General features: G+C 63.9%; 3 protein-coding genes. 1 reads left to right on the top strand and 2 read right to left on the bottom strand.

From position 1 onward, the window contains the following. Positions 1-252: 252 nt before the first annotated feature. Positions 253-654: a GFA family protein gene (locus FJ980_RS31560; RefSeq protein ID WP_140547433.1), complete on the top strand. Its 402-nt coding sequence runs from the start codon at positions 253-255 to the stop codon at positions 652-654. 25 nt (positions 655-679) lie between these two features. On the opposite strand, the gene FJ980_RS31555 is transcribed toward FJ980_RS31560, so the two are convergent. Together FJ980_RS31555 and FJ980_RS31550 are read right to left on the bottom strand one after the other, a co-directional pair. After that, positions 680-973: a hypothetical protein gene (locus FJ980_RS31555; protein WP_140547432.1), complete on the bottom strand. Its 294-nt coding sequence runs from the start codon at positions 971-973 to the stop codon at positions 680-682. Between the two features lie 148 nt (positions 974-1,121). Next, positions 1,122-1,423: transketolase C-terminal domain-containing protein (locus FJ980_RS31550; protein ID WP_281406355.1), on the bottom strand; the 302-nt coding region annotated here is incomplete at its 5' end.

The following is a 1,423-nucleotide window of genomic DNA, read 5'->3' as shown; positions in this document are numbered from 1 at the left end:
CGGCTGGAACACCTCCCACGCGCTACTAGCCGATCGTCGAGCCGCTGGCGCGTGATGGCTGGCCGGGGAAAATTCATCGGTCTTCCTTGGCGAAAGCCGGCGGCGAAGGCAAGGAGATTGGAGCAGGAGAAGCAACATCGCCGCAGGGCAGCGACCGCAGAGAGCCGCTCGCGGCCAGTCGCATATCGCATCAGGTCGGCCACGATGATAAGGAAGAAACGCCGTTTTGCTGCCGAAGGCGAAGGAGGACGGATGCTTACGGGAACCTGCCATTGCGGTGCGGCCCACTGGACCTTGAAGGGCGATCCCGGGCCGATCACCGCTTGCAACTGCACGCTGTGCCGACGTTACGGCACGCTCTGGGCCTACGACTTTGTCGATGAACGTATCCGCGTCGTGGGGCCGATAAAAAGCTATATACGTGCCGGCAAGGCCGAACCCACGCTCGAGATCCTGTTCTGCCCGACATGTGCGTGCGTGCTTGCCTGGCGCGGTTTGCGCCCAGCCGAGTCCGGCTGCACGCGGATCGCCGTCAATGTAAGGCTTGCGCCGCCGGAAGCCGTGGCCGACCTGCCGATCGACCATTTCGACGGTCTCGAGACCTACGACGATCTGCCGCGCGATGGCCGCTGCGTGCGCGACATGTGGTTTTGATTTGGGGGGTTTGAATTGGGCGAGCTCAGAAGATGGTGCGGGGAGCCTGCCGTTCGACGGCGGGAGACAGGCCGCCATCCCGATCGCGGGCAACTTCCCTGCGCGGGCGCTCGACTGGCGCGGCGGATGCCGATGCGGCGTCCGGCGGGACAACAAGCTGCGGCAGCTGCTTGTAGGAGAAGCCGCCCCTGATATGCCCCATCTTACTGGCGACTATATCCGCGGCCGCCTTCTCGAGATTGCGGTCGTAGCGCGTTCCGGCGATGGCCGGCGCTGCGATGGCAGTCAGGATCGCCATGCCGCACAGAAGCGTCTTCACTGTTGTTGTCTCCCTGCCTGGCCAGAACCTAGCAGCGTGCCGTTGAAAAACGGGCAAGAGACACGGTAAGCAAAACGCCAAACCGCAATGTCAACAATGCGTTACGACATCGAGCCGGCAAACCGATTCAAGCGCTTGATGTGTCGAGTCAGGCGCGCTGGGCGCGGACCGCCTGCCCGAGGGCGGTGAAAACCGTATGGACGATGCCGGCGGCATCGAGACCGGCATCGGCATACATCTTTTCCGGCTTGGCGTGGTCCGCAAACACGTCCGGTAGCACAAGCGGGCGCACTTTCAGGCCGCTTTCCAGCAGGCCCTCATGGGCGAGGAAGTGCAATACGTGACTGGCGAAGCCGCCGACGGCGCCCTCCTCCACCGTGACCAGAACCTCGTGCGAGCGGGCCAGCCGTCGGATCAGGTCCTCGTCGAGCGGCTTCGCGAAGCGCGCAT

This window comes from Mesorhizobium sp. B1-1-5, from assembly GCF_006443065.1.
In the GTDB taxonomy this organism is placed as follows: Bacteria; Pseudomonadota; Alphaproteobacteria; order Rhizobiales; family Rhizobiaceae; genus Mesorhizobium.
Note: the sequence above shows the minus strand (reverse complement) of the source record. Positions and strands in the feature narration are given on the sequence as shown.

Bases quoted from the DNA above. Each gene is read 5' to 3' on its own strand.
- FJ980_RS31560 (WP_140547433.1), top strand. From the start codon at position 253: ATGCTTACGGGAACCTGCCATTGCGGTGCGGCCCACTGGACCTTGAAG.